General features: G+C 62.1%; 16 protein-coding genes. 7 read left to right on the forward strand and 9 right to left on the reverse strand.

What is annotated here, in order from left to right; translation table 11 throughout:
- Positions 1-40: 40 nt before the first annotated feature.
- Positions 41-637, reverse strand: coding sequence for a 3'-5' exonuclease (locus Q390_RS0109805; protein ID WP_027995903.1), 597 nt, complete (start codon positions 635-637; stop codon positions 41-43).
- 127 nt (positions 638-764) lie between these two features.
- Between Q390_RS0109805 and Q390_RS0109815 the strand changes: the two genes are divergently transcribed.
- A complete protein-coding gene (locus Q390_RS0109815; RefSeq protein ID WP_027995904.1) occupies positions 765-1,115 on the forward strand; it encodes a DUF6172 family protein in 351 nt (116 codons plus the stop codon).
- A gap of 94 nt (positions 1,116-1,209) precedes the next feature.
- Positions 1,210-2,397 (forward strand): chromate efflux transporter, encoded by a 1,188-nt coding sequence (chrA, locus tag Q390_RS0109820; RefSeq protein ID WP_051603163.1) that lies wholly within the window; start codon positions 1,210-1,212, stop codon positions 2,395-2,397.
- An 8-nt stretch (positions 2,398-2,405) separates the two neighbouring features.
- Here chrA and Q390_RS0109825 read toward each other — a convergent pair whose 3' ends face one another.
- Together Q390_RS0109825 and Q390_RS0109830 are read right to left on the reverse strand one after the other, a co-directional pair.
- Positions 2,406-2,627, reverse strand: a complete 222-nt coding sequence (locus Q390_RS0109825; RefSeq protein ID WP_027995906.1) for a hypothetical protein — start codon at positions 2,625-2,627, stop codon at positions 2,406-2,408.
- A gap of 93 nt (positions 2,628-2,720) precedes the next feature.
- Positions 2,721-4,013 (reverse strand): DEAD/DEAH box helicase, encoded by a 1,293-nt coding sequence (locus Q390_RS0109830; protein WP_027995907.1) that lies wholly within the window; start codon positions 4,011-4,013, stop codon positions 2,721-2,723.
- A gap of 147 nt (positions 4,014-4,160) precedes the next feature.
- Between Q390_RS0109830 and Q390_RS0109835 the strand changes: the two genes are divergently transcribed.
- The 3 genes from Q390_RS0109835 to Q390_RS0109845 are packed head-to-tail and all read left to right on the forward strand — an operon-like array spanning position 4,161 to position 5,257.
- On the forward strand, positions 4,161-4,637 hold the full coding sequence (locus tag Q390_RS0109835) for a DUF2721 domain-containing protein (RefSeq protein ID WP_027995908.1): 477 nt from the start codon (positions 4,161-4,163) through the stop codon (positions 4,635-4,637).
- Between the two features lie 4 nt (positions 4,638-4,641).
- A complete protein-coding gene (locus tag Q390_RS18130; RefSeq protein ID WP_037472668.1) occupies positions 4,642-5,010 on the forward strand; it encodes a translation initiation factor Sui1 in 369 nt (122 codons plus the stop codon).
- A 4-nt stretch (positions 5,011-5,014) separates the two neighbouring features.
- Positions 5,015-5,257: a DUF3820 family protein gene (locus Q390_RS0109845; RefSeq protein WP_027995909.1), complete on the forward strand. Its 243-nt coding sequence runs from the start codon at positions 5,015-5,017 to the stop codon at positions 5,255-5,257.
- Positions 5,258-5,341: 84 nt separating this feature from the next.
- On the opposite strand, the gene Q390_RS0109850 is transcribed toward Q390_RS0109845, so the two are convergent.
- Positions 5,342-6,253 (reverse strand): HTH-type transcriptional regulator ArgP, encoded by a 912-nt coding sequence (locus Q390_RS0109850; RefSeq protein ID WP_027995910.1) that lies wholly within the window; start codon positions 6,251-6,253, stop codon positions 5,342-5,344.
- Positions 6,254-6,322: 69 nt separating this feature from the next.
- Here Q390_RS0109850 and Q390_RS0109855 point away from each other — a divergent pair, with 69 nt between their 5' ends.
- Complete coding sequence (locus tag Q390_RS0109855) at positions 6,323-6,967, forward strand: LysE/ArgO family amino acid transporter (RefSeq protein WP_027995911.1); 645 nt, start codon at positions 6,323-6,325, stop codon at positions 6,965-6,967.
- A gap of 12 nt (positions 6,968-6,979) precedes the next feature.
- Here Q390_RS0109855 and Q390_RS0109860 read toward each other — a convergent pair whose 3' ends face one another.
- The 3 genes from Q390_RS0109860 to ytfE form a co-directional block, all read right to left on the reverse strand.
- Positions 6,980-7,801 carry a hypothetical protein gene (locus tag Q390_RS0109860; protein ID WP_027995912.1) on the reverse strand — a complete coding sequence of 274 codons (822 nt, stop codon included), beginning with the start codon at positions 7,799-7,801 and terminating at the stop codon, positions 6,980-6,982.
- Positions 7,802-7,895: 94 nt separating this feature from the next.
- A complete protein-coding gene (locus Q390_RS0109865) occupies positions 7,896-8,681 on the reverse strand; it encodes a MetQ/NlpA family ABC transporter substrate-binding protein (RefSeq protein ID WP_027995913.1) in 786 nt (261 codons plus the stop codon).
- A gap of 126 nt (positions 8,682-8,807) precedes the next feature.
- The gene (ytfE, locus tag Q390_RS0109870; RefSeq protein ID WP_027995914.1) at positions 8,808-9,554 is read right to left on the reverse strand and encodes an iron-sulfur cluster repair protein YtfE; all 747 of its coding nucleotides are present in this window, start codon (positions 9,552-9,554) and stop codon (positions 8,808-8,810) included.
- Positions 9,555-9,646: 92 nt separating this feature from the next.
- On the opposite strand from ytfE, the gene Q390_RS18135 reads away from it, so the two are divergent.
- Positions 9,647-10,126: an RrF2 family transcriptional regulator gene (locus Q390_RS18135; RefSeq protein ID WP_051603164.1), complete on the forward strand. Its 480-nt coding sequence runs from the start codon at positions 9,647-9,649 to the stop codon at positions 10,124-10,126.
- Between the two features lie 8 nt (positions 10,127-10,134).
- Here the strand turns inward: Q390_RS18135 and serB are convergent, their stop codons facing one another.
- Together serB and Q390_RS18140 are read right to left on the reverse strand one after the other, a co-directional pair.
- On the reverse strand, positions 10,135-10,845 hold the full coding sequence (gene serB / locus Q390_RS0109880) for a phosphoserine phosphatase SerB (RefSeq protein ID WP_027995915.1): 711 nt from the start codon (positions 10,843-10,845) through the stop codon (positions 10,135-10,137).
- 82 nt (positions 10,846-10,927) lie between these two features.
- The gene (locus Q390_RS18140; RefSeq protein WP_037472669.1) at positions 10,928-13,921 is read right to left on the reverse strand and encodes a restriction endonuclease; all 2,994 of its coding nucleotides are present in this window, start codon (positions 13,919-13,921) and stop codon (positions 10,928-10,930) included.

Here is a 13,921-nt window from a genome sequence, read left to right on the forward strand (position 1 = left end):
GAATAAAGCGCTGATAGCTATCATTTTAATGATGCTGGTTTCAATCCAGACCCAACGCCGCAAACACCCGCGCCGCCGCCCAGGCGTCGTTGGCGGCGTACAGCAGTTGTGATTCCGTCAGGTGCGGGTTGGCCCAGTTCGAGGTGGCGGCCTTCTTGGACTTCATGAAGCGCTGCTGAAACAGCACCGCCACGGCGCCTTTGACGCCCATGTCCTTGCGGTAGCCGCGCTGGCGAAAAATGCTGTTCAGTTCCAGCACATCGGCCGGCTCCACGCCCAGCTTGCTGAGGATGCGTTTGCGGTCATCGCCCAAGCCAAAACCGGCCTTGATCACGCCGCGCAACGCCAGCAATTCAGCTACCCGCGCGCAGCAGCCGGGGTCGTGCAGCTGGAATACCCAGGCGCGCTCCAGCGTCGCCAGTTGCACGATGTGCGGGCCGTCAGAGACCTGGTCTTTGACAAAAGTTGGCTTGGATTCGGTGTCAAAACCCCAGACCGTGGCCGCAGCCAATGCGGCGCAGGCCTTGTCGGCTTGTGGGGCAGTGGTGACCAGATCAATGCGATCCAGGTCCAGGCGCTCAAAAGGATCGAGCAGCGCAATCTGCTCTTTGCTGGGGGTGGGGAGGGTGGTGTGCATCAAATGTCAAATAAGTCCTGCGGCAGGATAGCGGGTCTTTTATGGTCTTTGCCGAGCCGGCCGATAATCACGCCCCGGTAGGCGTCCATTGAGGGCGATTTCTCCGCCCCCTGAAAGACCAAAAATTATGCGTAAAACATTCCAGCTCCGCCCCGAAGGTAAAAACCCCGACCGTGTGCTCGAGGCCACCAAGCACGAAATCCGCAAATACCTCAAGCGCGAACGCGGCCGCGTCCTGCCCAAGGGCGTGGACTATTGGGACTTCAACTGCAAGTTTGGCGCCACCGAAGCCGCCGCCGAGCCGGCGCGCGTGGGCGAACTCATTGCCTTGATCGATGCCTTGGTCAAAGAAGAAGGCACGCAGTTCTATATCGAGATCCTGTCTTGCCACGGCCAACGCCAGACGCCACCGGGCAAAGAAGGTGCGACCGACAAGTCGGTCGATGCGCCCACGGCCGCGCCATATACCGGTGACTGAGGTCCGCAGCGCCTGCCTTCAAGGCGGATAAACCTTGTCGCATCGATGCAAGCCAGAATCCGCCGCACCACCTGTCGCTGATGGGGTGGGCGCCATGTGCCCAAGCGGCACGGGATTTGAGGTTTTTATCGCCTTTCTCAAGCTGGGTCTGACGTCCTTTGGTGGGCCGGTGGCCCACCTCGGCTATTTTCGTACCGAGTTCGTTGAGCGCCGCCGCTGGCTTGAAGAGAAGAGCTACTCGGACTTGGTCGCGCTGTGCCAGTTTTTGCCGGGTCCCGCCAGCAGCCAAGTGGGTATTGCACTCGGATTGGGCCGTGCCGGTTGGGCCGGTGCGATGGCCGCATGGGTAGGATTCACGCTCCCTTCGGCCATGGCGCTGATCCTGTTCGCGGTCGGTGTCACGCGATGGACGGCTCTCGCGCAATCGGGTGCTGTCCACGGCCTGAAGGTGGCTGCGGTCGCCGTTGTTGCGCAAGCGGTATGGGGCATGGCCAAAGCCTTGTGTCCTGACCGGCTGCGCGCGGGCGTTGCGGTGGTCGCCGCACTGTCGGTGCTTGCAGTGCCTTCGGCCCTAGGGCAAATGGCCGCCATCGTCGTCGGCGGCATCGTGGGCCGATGGATGCTGACATTGGGCCAGCTTCCTGCAGCGCAGCACCGTGACTGTGGGGTGAGCAAGGTGACCGGGGGCGTTCTGCTGGGCTTGTTCATGGTGCTGCTGGTAACGTTGCCGCTCGTGGCTGCCGCTGTGCACTCGCCGGCGCTGTCTGTCATGGCCACGTTCTATCAAGCAGGCGCCTTGGTGTTTGGTGGCGGGCATGTGGTGCTTGCGCTTCTGCAGGCCGGCGTGGTGCCCAGTGGGCTGGTGTCCAGCGATGTCTTCCTGGCGGGCTACGGTGCGGCGCAAGCCGTGCCAGGCCCGTTGTTCACGTTTGCTGCCTACCTGGGTGCCGCCATGCGCAGTCCGTTCGGGGGCTGGATAGGCGCCATCGCGTTGCTCGTGGCCATCTTCATGCCCGCCTTCCTGCTGGTGGTCGGCGCGCTTCCCTATTGGGAGGCCTGGCGCCAGCGCGATAGCGTCCAACGCGCTATGGCTGGGGTTAACGCGGCGGTCGTCGGGGTGTTGGGGGCGGCGCTTTACGATCCGGTGTGGACGAGCGCCATCCACTCCAGAGCCGATTTCGGCCTTGCTTTGGCTGGCTTCGGACTGCTGGTCTATGCCCGTCTCTCGCCCGTCTTGGTCGTTTTGCTGTGCGCAGGTGCCGGATGGCTGTTTGCCATCTAAGGTCGAAATCAGCCTTTCTTGCTGCCCAGCACCAGCAACAGCCCGCCGGCCACGAGGGCTCCTATGCCCGCCCACATCGGAACATTGACCGTTTTTCTCTCTTTTGCGGATATTTCAAGCGGACCCAACTTGACCACCGTGGTGTCCTTCGTATAACTGAAGCCACCATAGGCCAGTCCAAGAATGCCGCCTACGACCAGGACAATGGCCACGAATTTGAGGGAGTTCATATTTTTTAGACTTCTGTGTGCAGCACCAATACCTCTGCGTCGAAGACGCTGAAGCTGGTGCTGTGGCGCCGATTGAAGCACGCGCCGCCAGCGTCAGTTGCTGGCGCCATCCTCGGCCAGTTTGGCGGCAGCCGCCGCCGATGCGCGCAGTTTGTCCTTCTTGCTCGGACGCACCCCTTTGACACCACCGGCGCCGCTGCCCGGCTGCGGTGCTGGCGCGACTTCTAGCGGCTCAAAGCCAGCGATGTGTTCCAGCGGCAAACTCAGCCCTTGGCGCTTTTCAATCAGGTGCCAATGTGCCTCGCTGGCGGGCGTCACCAAGCTCACGGCCAAACCACTCTCGCCGGCGCGGCCGGTGCGGCCGATACGGTGGATGTAATCCACGGCTGAGCGCGGCAGGTCGTAATTGACCACCACCGGCAGCTGCGCAATGTCGATGCCGCGTGCCGCCAAGTCGGTCGTTACCACCACTTGCCAGCGGTCGGCCTTGAACTCGTCCAGCACCTGCGTGCGTGCGCCTTGGCTTAAATCACCGTGGAACGGTGTGGCAAATACTTTGGCGCGGTAGAGCTTTTCGGCCACATGTTCGGCGGTGTATTTGGTGGCGACGAACACCAGCACGCGCTGCCAGCCTTCGTCTTTGATCAGCTTGAGCAGCAGTTGCGTGCGGCGTTTGTCATCGACGGCGATGGCGCGTTGCAGGATGGTGGCGGCGCCGCTTTCGCCAGCCTCGATGGGCGCGACTTCGATCCGGACAGGCTCGCGCAGCAGGCTCGTCGCCAGCGCTTCGACGCTGTCAGGAAAGGTAGCCGAGAAAAACAGCGTCTGCCGCTGCGCTGGCAGCAGCGCCAGCACGCGGTTCAGCTCGTCGGCAAAACCCAAATCCAGCAGGCGGTCGGCTTCGTCCAGCACCAACAGTTGCACGCTGGCGAGCTTTAAAGCGTTGTGCTGGACCAAGTCCAGCAGACGGCCGGGTGTGGCGACGATGATGTCGGCGCCGCCGCGCAACGCCATCATTTGCGGGTTGATGGAGACACCGCCAAACACCACCGCCACTTTGGGCGTGGGTGCCAAGTGCTGGCCCAGGCTGCGCAGCACTTCGCCGACCTGTGCGGCCAGCTCGCGCGTGGGCACGATGACCAGGGTGTGCACACGGCGCGCGCCGCCGCCGGGGCGCTGGGACAGAGATAAATCTTGGTGGCGTTGCAGGGCGGGCAGGGCAAAGGCGGCGGTTTTGCCAGAGCCGGTTTGGGCCGAGGCCCAGACGTCGGCGCCGCGCAGCACCGCCGGAATGGCCTCGGTCTGGATCGGCGTGGGCGCCGTGAAGCCCAGTTCAGTAGCGGCGCGGGCGAGGGCCGGGGAGAGCCCGAGGGAAGCAAAAGGCATGGTGGAGCGGTAAAAATGTTGCAGGCCGCAGGCGCTGCGCCAAGGCAGGGGCCCAGGGGCCGGTAGGGCGGACATTGTGCGCCACGGCCGCCGGGGCGTGCTGTGCTGGCCGATAATCATGCCCCCTGCACCGCACCCGCCCACACCATGAGCCTTGTCATCGACGCCGATTCCCTTACCCACGGCATTCAGCTGGCCGTGGCGCCCGTGTTTTTGCTGACGGCCGTGGCCGGCCTGATCGGCGCAGTGGCCGGGCGGCTGGCGCGCATTATCGACCGCGCCCGGATGCTGGAAGAGCGCGCGCGCCACAGCAGCGATGACGCCGACTTTTTGGCGCGTGCCCTGCTGGAGCTGGGCTACTTGCGCACGCGCGGACGCATGGCCAATGGCTGCATCGGCCTGCTCACGCTGTGCGGTTTCCTGATTGGCATGACCATCGTGCTGCTGTTCCTGGGACAGACCATGGGTTTTCAGGGCAACGTCTGGGCGATGGGCAGCTTTTTGACCGGCGTGGTGTCGTTCTTGCTCGCCTTGGTGCTGTTTTTTATCGAAACCGTCATGGCCACGCGCCTGCTCAACTTTCACATGCTCGGCGCCCCTGCGCTGGCGGGAAAAAAGCTTTAACCCTATGAAATCTTTGCGTGATCTGGCCAGCCTGGGCGGCCTGGTGTATTCCACCGACCATGGCCGTATGTGCCCCGACTGCCGCCAGCCGCAGGCGCAGTGCGTTTGCAAGGCCGCACCGGTGCCGGTGGGCGACGGCATCGTGCGCGTCTCGCGCGCAACCAAGGGGCGCGGCGGCAAAGCGGTGACGCTGGTCAAGGGCGCGCTGCTGGGCCCGGAGGCGTTGGCCGAGCTAGGCAAAAAACTCAAAACTGCCTGCGGCAGCGGCGGCACGGTGAAAGATGGCGTGATCGAGGTGCAGGGCGACCACGTCGAGCGCGTGATGGATACGTTGAAAGCGCTGGACTACACGGTCAAGCGCGCAGGCGGTTGAGGTGATGGACACGGACCAGCTACAGCGTCTGGTGACAGTGCCCATGCCCTACGGCAAATACCAGGGCCGGATGATTGCCGACCTGCCGGGTGATTATTTGAACTGGTTTGCCCGCACCGGTTTTCCGCGTGGCGACATCGGCCGCCTGCTGGCGCTGATGCACGAAATCGACCACAACGGCCTGTCTGATTTGCTGGCACCGTTGCGTGCGGCGGCGAGGATGCCCGGGCACTTGCCGCCCGGATAAATGCCAGAAAAATTCAGTAAAAAGTGCCTCAAGCGCTTACCAGAATTGCGCTAGTAGCTCCTATTTTTGATATTTACAACAACATCATGCTGGTGCGATGGGCTGCAACCATTGGCGCGCCGCTGCCATCACGCACTGCGTCAAGCGCCCTAATCCGGCCTGCACGCTGCGCGCGTGTACCCAGTACAAGGGCATGTCCATGCCAGTGCCGGGCAGCAATTCGACCAGCGTGCCGGCCTGCAGCTGGCGCGCTATCAGCGCGGTCGGGTGCATGCCCCAGCCCATGCCCACTTCGCAGCTGCGCACAAAGCCATCGTTGGATGGCAGAAAGTGCCGGGGTGGGTGGCGGCGCGTGGTTAAACCTTGCTGTTGTAGCCATTGCTCCTGCAGGCGGTCCTGGCGGCCAAAAGTCATCATCGGCGCCTGGGCCATGGCCTGCGCCGTGATGCCGTCCGCTAGGTGGCGCGTGACAAAGGCTGGGCTGGCGGCGGCGACGTAGTGCACCGAGCCCAGCGGCCAGGTGTTGCAGCCGGCAATGCTGGCGCCGCTGGCGGTGACGGCGGCCAGCACTTCGCCTTCCTTGATGCGCTGGGCGGTGTGCTCCTGATCGTCGATGCGAATGTCCAGCAGTTCGTTGCCACCCGCGGTGAAGGCCGCCATGGCGTCCATGAACCAGGTCGAGAGCGAGTCGGCATTCACCGCCAGCTTCAAAGTCGGCGCCGTGGCATGGCCGTCGGCCAGCAGCGCGGGGTGGGCGCGGCGCAGTTCGTTTTCCAGCAGCGCTACCTGTTCGACATGCAGGCACAGGCGTCGCCCGGCCTCGGTGCCGGTACAGGGTTGGCCGCGTAGCACCAGCACTTGGCCGGCGCGCTCTTCCAGTTGCTTGATGCGCTGCGACACCGCCGAGGGCGTGATGTGCAGCTGGCGCGCGGCGCGCTCAAAACTGCCCTCGCGCACCACGGCGGCCAAGGCTTCCAGTCCAGCGTAGTCCAGCATAAGATTTGCTAATTTTGGTTCAGATGAATTAATTTTACTTAACTCAATGCGACGTCCAGAATTGCCAGCATGTGGACTGCAAATATCTCTTCTTCCTGGCTGGCCGGCTTCACCGTCTGCCTGTCACTCATCGTTTCCATCGGCGCGCAAAACCTGTATGTGCTGCGCCAGGCGGTGAGCGGTCGCCATGTGCGCGCCTGCGTCGCCTGGTGCGTGCTCAGCGACGCGCTGCTGATCGCCATCGGCGTCGCCGGCATGGCGCAGTTGCTGGGCAGTTCGCCGACGCTGGCGCATTATCTGGCACTGGGCGGCGCGCTATTTTTGCTGTCTTACGGCCTGTTTGCCTGGTGGCGCGTTTTTGCTGCCGCCGATGCGTCCGTCAAATCCAGCACCGGCGCCTTGGCTGAGCGTGGTTTGCTGGGCGTGCTGGGAACGTTGGCGGTGCTCACGCTGTTCAACCCGCATGTTTATTTGGACACGGTGGTGCTGGTCGGCTCCATCGGCGCGCGCCAAGATGGCGCGCTGAAGTGGGTGTTTGTCTTTGGCGCGGCCTCGGCCAGTCTGGTGTGGTTTGCCGGACTGGCGCTGGCCGGGCGGCGACTGCAAGGGGTGTTTGCCAAGCCCCTGGCCTGGCGCGTCCTGGATGGCTTCACCGGCGCCATGATGCTGGCGCTGGCCTGGTGGATGTGGCCGGGAGTGGCGCTGCCGCTGTGAGCGGCACGGCGATCAACCGGCCAGTTGCGCTTGCAGTGCGGCCAGTTCGCGGCGCAGGGCGTCGTTTTCTGCCGTCAGTTCGGCCACACGCTGTTGCAAGGCGAGCACCGCATCGAGCATAGCGGTCTGTTCCTGGCAGGCTGCGGTGTCTTCTGCCACCTCAGTTTTGGGTTTGCGCTTGGCTTCGCGCACGCGCTTGGCGGCTTGCTTCAACTCGTCCTTGCCACCGTGGGCGGCAGCGACTTGCTCCTCGGCCGGCAAGCTGGCTACGGCAGCGGCGGCGTTGATCGAAATGGTGCCGGCCTTGACTGCGGCCACCACTTCGGGCGCGGCCTGCTTCTGGATTTTTTCAATCATTACCACTTGGCTGCTGCTCAGACGCGCCGCTCGGGCGATGGCTTCGCGGCCACTCAGGGGCGCGCGGAGGGCGCTGTCGGTCGATGTGTCGGGCGCTGGCTCGGTCGAAGCTGCGGGCGATGTATCGGTGCCAGCCGCCAGGGCGTGGGCGCGGCGTTCAGCAACGATGTCTTGTTGCCGCAGCGCCAACACGCCGCGCTGAAAGTCCGAGACGCTGCGCCGGCCCAAGTGTTGCTCGATCATCCACAGTTGCACGTCCTGCATCGAGGTGAAGCGCGTGTTCTGCACCGTCTGGAACGGTAGGCCGTGCTTTTGGCAAATGCCATAACGGTTGTGGCCATCGACCAGCACCTCACCCCACAGCACCAGCGCGTCGCGGCAGCCCTCGGTCAGGATGCTGTGCTCCAGCGCGGCGTATTCGTCGGCGGTCAGGGGGTCGATATAGGCTTGGAGTTCTTCGTTGACGACGATGTGCATGGGACAAGTGGGGCAATGGATGGCAGGGCCGGCATTGTGCCAGCCATGAAAAAAGCGCTGCCGGGCAGCGCTTTTCAGGGGCATTCAGGCCGGCTTAGAACACCGGAACCACGGCGCCCTTGTACTTTTCCAGGATGAATTTCTTCACTTCTGGGGTGCGCAGCGCCTGCACCAGCTTGGTGATGCGCGGGTCTTTGGCGTGGTCGGCACGGGCCGCGATGATGTTGACGTAGGGCGAGTCGGCGCCTTCGATGAACAGCGCATCTTTGGTGGGGTTGAGCTTGGCCTCGATGGCGTAGTTGGTGTTGATCAGCGCCAGATCGACGTCGTCCAGCGCGCGCGGCAGCAGGGCGGCTTCAAGTTCGCGGAACTTGAGCTTCTTCGGGTTCTTGACGATGTCCAGCGCTGTGGCGGTGATGTTTTTCGGGTCTTTCAGCTCGATCAAACCCTGTTTTTGCAGCAGCAGCAAGGCGCGGCCACCGTTGGACGGATCGTTGGGAATGGCGACCAGTGCGCCACTTTTCAAATCGGCAATATTCTTGATCTTCTTGGAGTAGGCGCCAAACGGTTCAATGTGGATCTTGCCGTCGGGCACTGTCACCAGGCTGCTTTTGCGGTCCTTGTTGTAGCTGTCCAGGTAGGGCTGGTGCTGGAAAAAATTGGCATCGAGCTGCTTGTCTTCCACCGCCGCGTTGGGCTGGATGTAGTCGCTGAACTCGCGCACCTGCAGGTCAATGCCCTGGGCCTTGAGTTGGGGTTTGACAAAGTTCAGGATCTCGGCGTGCGGCACTGCGGTGGCAGCGACTTTCAGCACTTCCTGGGCATGCACGCTCAGGGCGACCGCAGCGATGGCCAGGGCGGTCAGGGTTTTCTTTAACATTCTTGGCGTCTTTCAGTACACGGTAAACCGCAAGTTTAGGCTGCCCAAGCGCGGCAGCTAAATGGTTTTGCGCTATTTCCTTATGCCGTGCCGGGGGACGCCCTGCCAGTAGCGCTCAGATGTCGCTCAACTGCAACCGCAGCCCGACGAGCCGCCGCAGCTACCGACCGCAGCCACTGGCGCTGCCATCGCAGCGGCAGCTTTCGCTTCAAACTGAGGGAACAGTACGTTGTTTTCTAGGTGGATGTGGTCGATCAGGTCGTCGCGCAACTGTGCAATGCCGCCATACAGCGCGCGCCAAGTGTTGCAGGCGCCGTCGGGCGGCGTGGCATCGTGGGTCAGGGCGCCCAGCTGCTCCAGCGCGGCGCCGTGGTCAACGTGCTCGCTGCGCATCATGCCGATAGGATGGACGACCATCGGGTTGCCGCCCGACTTGAGCATGGGAAACAGAATGGCTTCTTCCTTGTGCATGTGCGTGGTCAGCTCCTGCTCCATGTTCTCCAGAAAATCGCCCAGGCCGGCGGGCACGGCGGGGTGCGCCCGGTGTACGGCCTCGACGCGGTGCGCCATGCGGATCAGTTCGGGCAGTTGCGCCCGGTGCACTTCGTGGTAGCGCGCAATGATGTGGTCGATCAGGGCGCCGGGCTCGGTCATGCCGGGCAGCTCGGTGGGGCGCTGCAGGGCGGCCAGTTCGGCCAGCACGGCGTCCAGATCCAGCCCCTTGTCGGCTACCGCTTGTTCTAGGGCGACCTGCCCACCACAGCAAAAATCCAGCTTCAGGCGGCGAAACACGGCTGTGGCACCGGGCAGTTGTACCGCGATCTGGCCAATGGCCTGATCGGCGCTGGGAGAGGAGGGAAGACGTGCGCTCATGGGAGATATCCTTGAAGATGCATTCGAAATACTTATTTTATTGGATAAGATGCATATCACATAAATCTATATTTTGATCTGGGGTAAATACGATGCGCTTGACTCAGTGGACGGATTACACCTTGCGGGTGCTGATGTATTGCGCCGCCTGTGAGGGACGTGAGCAACCCGTCACGATCAGTGAAGTGGCCGAGAGCTACAGCATTTCGCGCAGCCACCTGACCAAAATCGTGCAGCAATTGGCTGCACAAAACTTGCTGGAAACCTCGCGCGGCCGCGGCGGCGGTATGCGCCTGATGAAGGCGCCGCAAGACATCAACGTGGGCACTGTCGTGCGCTCCACCGAGACCGACTTCACGCTGGTCGAGTGCTTTGATGCGGAAACCAACCAGTGCCGTCTCAGCAGCTACTGTCGCTTGCAGAGTGCCCTGGGCGAGGCCATGGAGAGCTTTTTTTCGGTGCTCGACAAATTGACGCTGGCCGACCTCATGACCACGCAGCCGCCTGGTTTGGGGTGTTTTGCGCGCACTTTCACGCTGCACCGTTTGCTGAATCTGCCTGCCAAAGGCTGATGCGCGTTTTAACGCAGAACTTCCAGCAAGCGGTCCAGCCCGCCCTGATTGATGGCTACTTGGGCTTGCACGCGCACTGCTGGTTTGGCGTGGTAGGCCACCGACAGGCCCGCTGCGCCCATCATCGGCAAGTCATTGGCGCCGTCGCCCACGGCAATCGCTTGGCGTGGGTCAATACCTAACAGCGACGCCACTTCCAGCAGCGTGCGGCGTTTTTCAGCGCCGTCGCAAATGTCGCCCCAGCACTGGTCGATCAACTTGCCGGTCAGCAGGCCATCGACCACGTCCAGCTGATTGGCACGCGCAAAGTCCATGCCCAGTGTGGCTTTGACGCGCTCGGAAAAAAAGGTGAAACCGCCGGAAACCAACAGTGTTTTCAGGCCCGCCTCGCGTGCAGCGGTCATCAGCTCTAGCGCACCGGGGTTCAGGCGCAGGCGCTCTTGAAACACCGCCTCTAAGTGCGTGACGGGCACCCCGCGCAACATGCCCACGCGCTGGCGCAGGCTGTCTTTGAAGTCGGTGATGACGCCCTGCATGGCCGCTTCGGTAATCGCTGCGACCTCGGCCTTGCGACCGGCCGCATCGGCAATCTCGTCGATGCATTCAATGTTGATCAGCGTCGAATCCATGTCAAAGGCAATCAGTTGGTAATCAGACAAACGCTGCGCCGCCGGCAAGCGCTGGACAACCAGGCCGGGAGAGATTTCAGTGCTGGACATGGTGGGGTGCTCCTTCGTTGGGTGATAAGAATTTACTATTATTTTAATAGCTACTAGCGCACGTATATAAAGGGATAGAGGCCTATTTAATACTTAAAATCAGCTGCGCCAGCGATTCGTGGTTGATTTTGGTCTCGTAGCGGATGCGCACGCCCTGCGCTTGCAGCTCGGGCAGGGCTTGCAGCGCTTGAAAAAACTGGCGCGCACTGGCGATCTTCCATTGCTCGCGCGCCGGAATGTCGCGGCGGCTGTCGTAGCCCTTGGTTTCCACCACCAGATACAACGCCTGCGCTTGGTCGCCCTGCGCAATCACATAGCCAAAGTCGGGGTTGTAGTGGCCGGCTGGCGTGGGGATGTTGATTTTGGGCAGCTTGGCAAATACGGTGATGTTTGCGTGGTGCGACTCGTCCACCGTGCTGCGCTCAATCTGGCTATCCACCGGCATCAGCGCCTCGGCGTAGAGCGAGCGCTCCAGCACTTTTGGGTTGTCGATAGCGTGCATTTCGACCCCGCACAGCGAGGTGGCAATGTGGTCGTGTAACTGGCCGTTTTTGTCGGTCAGCGCAGTTTTAACGCGCACTTCGCGCAGCTCGTAGCTGACTTTGTTGACCAGCAGCTCGTAAACACAGCCCAGCAGCAGGTCGCGCATCGTGGTCAAGGCGCGGCTTTCGTTGTGGCGGATTTGCGCGAACTTGTCGGTTGGCATCCGCGCCAGCACCGCGCCGACGGTGTGGTAACTCAGCCGCGTCAGGTTGGCTAGCTCGCGCACAAACGCCGGCAGCGTGTACAGCGACTGCGGCAGCACGTCATAGCTGGCTTGCGTGCTGCGCGCTTGGTGCTGTTGTTGCACGCCTTCGGTGCGCGTCACGTTCAGGGTCAGCGGACGCACTTCAAAGTCAGTGGCAATGCGCGCCACGGCGTTGTCAATCAGCGCTGGGGTGTCGATTTCGTAGCGCAGCACCGCGTCGCGGTTCAGGTTGTCCCACAGCGCCCGAAATTTTTGGAAATTGGCCGGGTTGATGCGCAACTGGGTGGCAACCTTGTCTTCCTTGCGCTTGACTTGGCCATAGCCCTCGTAATACCGGTCAAGGTACTCCTGCATTTTTTCGGCGTTCTCGGCGGCAATGCCGTTGATACCTTTCAGGCTGGCCAAAATCGCGTCGCGCTTGGCAAGGTACTCGGGGCGCTCTAGCAGCAAGGTGGCTTGGCCTGAGACATCGTCCAGCGCCACCACGCCCAGCGCGGCCAAGGCATCGAGCACCCGATTGGCCACCCGCGTGCTGGGAGCCACGCCAAACTCGGCCAGCACTGCGTCGTCAAACACCCGTGCCACGCGCTGCACGCTGTGCGCCGCAATCTCGCTTTGGATGGCGGCGACAAAATCGCCCTCGCTGGCGGGCACCACCACCACCAGCTCGTTGACTTCGTCAAACGCCGCATCGTCAGACTGCACGCGCTCCAATTGCTGGTTGACCGCCAGCCGCAGCCCCCGGCCAATTTGTTGCAGCTTGGTGATTTTGGAATTGCTCGGTGCCAGCTTGCACAGCGTGAAGATATTGGGGTTGTCCCAGCCCTCTTGCAGCGCCCACATCGAAAAAATGAAGCGCAAATCGGTGTCAAACGACAGCAGCTTTTCTTTCTCTTGCAAGATGAGTTTGATGGCTTCTTCTTCGCCTTTTTCGCTGTGTGAGCGGGCAAAGTAGCCTTTGTGGACTTGGCCGATGTCGGCGGCGCTGCGCTCCAGATAGGCGCGGTAGCCGGGGTGCAGGTCGCTCTTTTGCAATATCTGCGCCAGTTGCGCGCGGTAGTGCTGCTCAAACGACTGGCGAATCACCGCCGGCTGCGTGCCTTGGGGCAAATACTTGGCGACAGCGTCGATAAAAAACAGGCTCAGCGCCTTGATGCCGCGCTTGAACAGCGCTTCTTCGCGCTCGAAGTGGTTGGCAATGCTGCGCGCAATGATGAGCGACTGGGTCTGTTCGGCCAACATGCCGCACTGTGCCGGCTCGCCCAGTGCCAGCGCAAAGTCGTTGGTAAAACGCACCTCTTTGGCGGTGACGGCTTCGACCACATGGCCGTCCAGAAAGGCCACGCCGGTTTTGTCTCCCACGTTGTCCTTGGCTTGGAGCTGCACGCTGGCGTTTTTGCCGGACGGGGTTTGGTAGCTGACCTGCGCGCTGCGCTCTTTGGCGGTGCCGCTGGTGCTGGTAAAGCACAGCACCTGCGCGCTGTCAGCTCCCGCGCCGACGGTGTCCACGGTGATGCCTTTGACCAGTCGCTGGCGAAACGCCTCCAAGCTGTCGAGCGTGTAGACCAAGTTTTTGTATTCGTCCTTTTTGAAGGTCGCACCAAAGCGGATGGTCAGCACCGGCTTGAACTTGGCCAAATACTCTTGCGTTTGCTTGCCCTCGAAGCGGTGCGGCTCGTCAATCAGCAGCACCGGGCGGATGTCGGCCAGCGCCTCCATAAAGCTCTTGGCGTGGCCAAACAAGTTGGCTTCGACGCCGCGTTTGTTGATGACTTTGCTGTCACCGGCAAACGATTGGTAGGTGGCGACCAGCACCGAGATGCCGGCATTGGCCGCATGGATGAAGCCCTGCACGGTTTTGGCCGAGTAGTTGTAAACGCTGATTTTTTGGTCGTATTGCTTGCCAAAAAACTCTGCCGTGGTTTGCAGGCTTTTGAGCGTGCCTTGGCGGATGGCGTTGGACGGCACCAGCACGATGAACTTGGACAGCTTTTTGTCCCGGTGCAGCCGGTGCATGGTCTCGATGAAGGTGAAAGTCTTGCCGGTGCCGGTTTCCATCAGCACATCCAGCGCTAGTGCTGGGGTGTTGGTGACGGGCACTAGCACGTCACCGGCTTGCACGTGGTTGCGCTCGCGTATGGCTGTGATGTTGGCGCGCAGTGTTTTTTCGGCTTCGCCCGGCACCATCACCGGGTTGGCGTGCAGGTTGTGCGGCGCTACAAAGCGCACGTCGGCAAACACGTCGGCCAGCGACTGCACCGCCTGCGTTTGGTGCGCCAGCGTGCTGTATCGGAATTGAGCGGGTGCGGGGGTGGGGGTGGTGCGCAT

The sequence above is a fragment of the Simplicispira psychrophila DSM 11588 genome (assembly GCF_000688255.1).
Taxonomy (GTDB): Bacteria; Pseudomonadota; Gammaproteobacteria; order Burkholderiales; family Burkholderiaceae_C; genus Simplicispira; species Simplicispira psychrophila.

Coding starts and splice junctions, on each gene's coding strand:
- Q390_RS0109815 (WP_027995904.1), top strand. CDS start 765: ATGCGTAAAACATTCCAGCTCCGCCCCGAAGGTAAAAACCCCGACCGT.
- Q390_RS0109835 (WP_027995908.1), top strand. CDS start 4,161: ATGAGCCTTGTCATCGACGCCGATTCCCTTACCCACGGCATTCAGCTG.
- Q390_RS0109845 (WP_027995909.1), top strand. CDS start 5,015: ATGGACACGGACCAGCTACAGCGTCTGGTGACAGTGCCCATGCCCTAC.
- Q390_RS0109855 (WP_027995911.1), top strand. CDS start 6,323: ATGTGGACTGCAAATATCTCTTCTTCCTGGCTGGCCGGCTTCACCGTC.
- Q390_RS0109825 (WP_027995906.1), bottom strand. CDS start 2,627: ATGAACTCCCTCAAATTCGTGGCCATTGTCCTGGTCGTAGGCGGCATT.
- Q390_RS0109865 (WP_027995913.1), bottom strand. CDS start 8,681: ATGTTAAAGAAAACCCTGACCGCCCTGGCCATCGCTGCGGTCGCCCTG.
- Q390_RS18140 (WP_037472669.1), bottom strand. CDS start 13,921: ATGCGCACCACCCCCACCCCCGCACCCGCTCAATTCCGATACAGCACG.
- Q390_RS18135 (WP_051603164.1), top strand. CDS start 9,647: ATGCGCTTGACTCAGTGGACGGATTACACCTTGCGGGTGCTGATGTAT.
- Q390_RS0109830 (WP_027995907.1), bottom strand. CDS start 4,013: ATGCCTTTTGCTTCCCTCGGGCTCTCCCCGGCCCTCGCCCGCGCCGCT.
- chrA (WP_051603163.1), top strand. CDS start 1,210: ATGTGCCCAAGCGGCACGGGATTTGAGGTTTTTATCGCCTTTCTCAAG.
- Q390_RS0109805 (WP_027995903.1), bottom strand. CDS start 637: ATGCACACCACCCTCCCCACCCCCAGCAAAGAGCAGATTGCGCTGCTC.
- serB (WP_027995915.1), bottom strand. CDS start 10,845: ATGTCCAGCACTGAAATCTCTCCCGGCCTGGTTGTCCAGCGCTTGCCG.
- Q390_RS18130 (WP_037472668.1), top strand. CDS start 4,642: ATGAAATCTTTGCGTGATCTGGCCAGCCTGGGCGGCCTGGTGTATTCC.
- Q390_RS0109860 (WP_027995912.1), bottom strand. CDS start 7,801: ATGCACATCGTCGTCAACGAAGAACTCCAAGCCTATATCGACCCCCTG.
- Q390_RS0109850 (WP_027995910.1), bottom strand. CDS start 6,253: ATGCTGGACTACGCTGGACTGGAAGCCTTGGCCGCCGTGGTGCGCGAG.
- ytfE (WP_027995914.1), bottom strand. CDS start 9,554: ATGAGCGCACGTCTTCCCTCCTCTCCCAGCGCCGATCAGGCCATTGGC.